We start from the raw sequence: 4,894 nt of genomic DNA, 5'->3' as shown, positions 1-4,894 counted from the left end.
CGCTGACTATCTCCACCCCGTTATAGCCTGTATCATCCAAATCATAATAAAGGCTAACCAGGGCATTGTCATCCGGATCGGCATCCTGCCAGTAAATGACATATTCGGTATCCGCCGTAGCCCCTCCGGCCGGGGGCTCGATGATAGTAATAGTCGGTGGTGTATTCGCCCCGCCGGCTTCGATTTCAAAGAAACCAACTGCCGAATAGGTATCCACTAGGTCATCCTGCTCCAGCCCCACCCGCCAGTAGTAGAAGCCATCAGTCAGATCGTGACCGCTCAGAGTGTAGCTCTCACCGATCAGCCCCCCGATACTGATCAGCCCGGCGCTGAAGGTGTCATCCTCGGCTATCTGAAGGGTAACCGTATGCGTCCCGGTCTCGATCTGGTTCATATCCCAGGTAAAGGTTGGATTGGGGGTACCAGTATTGGTTACTGAAATGAGCTTTATCTTCATCCCAAACTCGGTCAGGAGGTCATCGATCATCATGCCCTGGGCCTTTAATTCATTGGCCAGATCCAGTACGTCATAGTTCTCGGCCGGTGGGGTCAGGATGGGGTGGGCCAGGGCATTCCAGATAAGGGCCGGATCGTTTATCGCCTTCAGGAAATCCAGCACGGCCATCTCATTATCTATCCCCCGCGGGGTTTCAACCTGCGTGGCCCTGGCCGGAGCAGCTAAGATAGCTGGAAAACTCGCTATAGTTGTAGGTAAATAATAACTAAAGGCATTTATCAAAGCCTGGGTTTGGAGGTGCTCCAAATGAGCGCTTATTGGGTCTCGATGACTGAGCACCGGCGCCTCAATCGGCCCGTGTTTAGAGAGCAGGGTATTGGCATATCCTTGCAGAAGATAGACCTCGCTCCACTCATCAAAGTGTTGGCCGTCGATGAAGAGCCTCATAACTGAACTCCCTTCACTTTTAGGGGCATAACAGGTGGTATTATCCGGCAGGTAACCGTAACCTGATTCATCGTGCCAATCTCTGCCTTCACTCCAAATAGCCGTTACCCGCAGGCCGGTTACTGATTCTACTTCAGCCCCGGCAATTCCTGCTGCCGGCGCCTCGGCGCTCCCTGCCCCGGCCTGTATGGGCGACCCTTGTGGTTGCCCATAATACCCTGGCGCTCCAGCGCCACTTACTCCCGCCAAGGATGGATCAAGCCCACGCATATAATGATACCCCTTATGGATCTTATCCATAGCGGCTATGGCCCCCGTCTGGTTAAGGAAGACCTTTTCGTGATATAGGGAATCGTATTCGATCAGAGTCGATACAGGGTAATTATAATGAATAACTACCTCTCCTCCCACCGGCATCCACACGTTACCACCCACACCCTCAATACAGAAAAGTGAGGAGGCATAACGATAAGACCAGGGGGCATATGGCTGAGGACTGGGTCTTCGGGCCAGATAGACCTCCTGATCATTCGGTCCTTCACCAGGTTCAATAGCCGTGATAAAACTCTCCAGAAAGACCCGCAGTTTGTGGGGGTCGGGCGGATCACACTCCTGTTCATAAAGTTCACAATCAAGCGTAGTTTCAAAAACCAGCTCACTGTCCTCATTTACCCTCAAGTTCATCTCAAGCCAGTATTCATATCCCGCTGGAGTCTGGGCCTCGGCATAGAATTTACTCACCTTAGCAAATGTCCCCGGCGGTACCGGATGAGTCCCGCCCCAGGGGTCTTCATAGTAGACTGGAATGCGTAAGACCCTGGTCGGAGCAGCCTTTACCTCAAACCCAAAATCAGCAAATTGCCCGTCCGCCCCATCAACGGCAATATTATTCACCGGCTGGCTGTATTTCCCATCCCCGTCATAATCCACAATGATGTCATACTTGCCCACATTCCCCGAGCCAGGCGTCCAGATCGCCTGCATGAATTCACCATTAGCATCTGCCGTCACTTCAATTGGAAAGCCTCCCCAGGTTGGTATGTCCGCCCCATCAAGCAGCAACTGGTGAGGAAAGACATAGAGATTATAGCTTTCTCCAGGCACATACTCACTTCCCTTCGCTCGAACCGTCTCTCCAACAAAAAAGGTGTTCCAGGTATCACCACTGCTATCACAAGATCCTACCTCTTGGTTGAAGTTATTGACATATACATGAAGATAGCTGTCTTTCCGGTTCTCGGCGAAGTCATAGGCATGATATTCGCAACGATATCTACCATCCGGTGTCCTGGCATCAGCATTCTTAGTCGCATTGCCATAAGCATCCTGTGGCACACCATCCTTCGCCTTTTTTGTCTTCCATGTGCCATCATCCTCCAGGATGTCTGAAGTATCATTAATGATGATGTTCTGAATCAGCTCTGTAGTTGGTGTTTTGTCATTATAAAGCTTGTAATAATACTGGGTGCCACTTCCTCCGATACGTGAACAATAGGAACTTGTCCCAATGTCGCTCCCATCAGAATAGACCCACTCCTCCCTGCTTCTTTCAGTATAAGCCACAGTATCAAAGGTAATCTGATAGCTGGTCAGCTCGGTCTCAGTCTGATAGCTATATATGGAATGATTAAGCCGATAAAATCCCTGCTTGCCTCCAGCATTAATTCTATCAAATCCGTGGATAAGTTGCCTGACCCTTCCGGAGACATAGGTGTCTGGAGCACTACCGTAAGGATCAGCCGGGTCTATAGAAGGCAGGCTAATCTTTTTGGAAGGCCCAAGCAACTTACCAGCCTCATTTAACTGAATGACACAAGTATGTTCAAGAATAGGATCGTTGTTATCAGCATCTGCTCCAGTTAGGGCTGGAAGGGAGGAGAAAGGGTTAAGAAAGTTAGCGGAATTACTATGAGAATCTCGGACTTCAAAATGAAGATGGGGACCATAATTCCCTCCTGTACCGCCTACTTTCCCAACCTCTTGATGATCTGTTACATCTGTATCATTTTGAACTAAAATACTTGAAAGATGAAGATACCTTGTTCTTGTTCCATTAGAGTGATCAATAATTACCATATATCCTGTACCCTGAGGTGGAAGAACAGTAGTATCAGATGTATGTACAACATGTCCACTCTCTACAGCATACACAGGTTGTCCATTTTGATTCGGCATATCAATTCCCCCGTGAAAGTGTGGAGTCCCAGTTGGGCCTCGGTATTCTCCTAAAATAGCGTTTACATCTTTATCTGTCCGAGGCCAGTATTCAAAGGCATAAAGTGAACTAACAGCAGAAAAACCAGAAACCAACATAACACTCACTAAAACCTTCAGCAACAATGTCCTTATTTTAGGTTCCATTTTGTCCTCCCTTTTCTACCAATTTAGTTTTCGTAAACATAAATTCCTCTATTAGTTTTTATAGTTATAAATTTGCCATTTGGTGAAATATTAAGCGGTGGTATTATCCAGTTGGCTTCTACTTCTAATTCTTTTTTCCATATTATTTTCTCTCCTTTAAAAAGACAAACAACTATTCCACCACTCTTCAAGCCTACGCTTATAAATGAATCGTCATTAGAATTATACAAACTCGCAATAGGGAAATCTACTTTTTTTTGCCAAAGCAATACCCCCTGCTTACTATCAAAAAAATAGATATCTTTATCCCATAAAGAAACAACTAAACAATTTTCATCAGCAGTAAGGGTTATCCCTCTAACTGCACGGGGTAATTTGTATTCCCAAATTACCCTGCCTGATTTATCAAAGCAATACAATGTCCTCCAAGCTTCAGCGTAGATCATATCTCCATCTTGAGAAATAGCAACTTTGTTACCAAATGCTACAAGTGGTATTGGCTTAATATCTCGTTTCCATATAACATTTCCATCTGTGTCAAAAAGAATTATTCGACCTTCAGAATTTGCAATAAAATAATTACTATCAGCAGAAAATCTTCCTGAGTCTCTGTGTAATAGAGGAAATGACTCATACTCTTTCTTCAGTTCCCATGTCCTACTATCATAAAACCCTGTTCCCCACTCACTAATTACAACCACCCTCTTGCCGTCTGGTGAGAAAATTAGATCACCAGGTATTTCAATATCTTTAACAAACTGCCCATTTTTGTCATAAACACTTTGTCTTTCTATACATCCGTATCCATAATGGGACGTTATAATATACTCTCCATCTGGCGAAAGACGGGCACCTTCAGTTACATTAAACGTCCCTCCAGCATGATCACTTTGCTCATATTCTTCTAAGAGTATCTCATTAGTTACCTTTTCCTCTTCATTAAAGAATTTAACCGTCCCCCCTGTCACCACTACCTTAATCGGAAAAACAGTTTTAGCTGGTACCCCAGCTATCTCTCCTCCTTTAGTAAAGACATCAGAGATAACCACATCCTCAATTCCGCCCTCAAACTCCTTCGACCAGATGAGCTTTGGTTCTCTTATCTCGCTTTTCGCCTCTTTCGTAACAGCGGCCTTAGCTTTCTCTTCTCCTTTTTGCTCAGTCTCAACCTGTTTTTGCTGCATCTCGATCTGCTTTTCCTCAACCTGAGCAGTTGCCTCTTCTTTTTCCACCTTCTTCCCCATTGCCAGTCCCAGCCCCCCCATCATCAGGATAGAGACCAAACTCCCAACAAGTATCCACCTTCCCGATTTCATCATTATCTTCATCCCCCTTTCATTTAGATTGCGCACCCACTTCGTAGGTACCCGGGATTTCGGATTGCGGATTTAAAACCTTTCCCCCCGCATCCAAAGTCCGCCCATCCTTGCTTCCTCTTTCAATTTCGAATTGCGGATTGCAAATTGAAACAAATCCGATTTGCCATTCAACTTGATTCTTTCCCTTCAAACTGAGCACCATTTTATCATACCCCCCTATTTGGTCAAGCATTTTCGATCTCAAAATCCTCTATTTTTTTCTTGATCTGCCTTCTTGCTCCTGTTCCATCTTCGTTTTTACCGGAGGTTA

General features: G+C 45.7%; 3 protein-coding genes. All 3 read right to left on the bottom strand.

Annotated elements, in window-relative coordinates; genetic code table 11:
• The coding region (locus tag AB1797_13160; protein MEW5768535.1) for a M23 family metallopeptidase at positions 1-3,265 on the bottom strand (3,265 nt) is incomplete at its 3' end.
• Positions 3,266-3,288: 23 nt separating this feature from the next.
• Entirely contained in the window at positions 3,289-4,593 is a 1,305-nt protein-coding gene (locus tag AB1797_13155; protein ID MEW5768534.1) for a PQQ-binding-like beta-propeller repeat protein, read from the bottom strand.
• A gap of 7 nt (positions 4,594-4,600) precedes the next feature.
• A complete protein-coding gene (locus AB1797_13150; GenBank protein MEW5768533.1) occupies positions 4,601-4,816 on the bottom strand; it encodes a hypothetical protein in 216 nt (71 codons plus the stop codon).
• Positions 4,817-4,894: the final 78 nt, after the last annotated feature.

This window comes from bacterium, from assembly GCA_040753085.1.
In the GTDB taxonomy this organism is placed as follows: domain Bacteria; phylum UBA9089; class JASEGY01; order JASEGY01; family JASEGY01; genus JASEGY01.
This window is presented reverse-complemented; position numbering and strand designations above follow the sequence as displayed.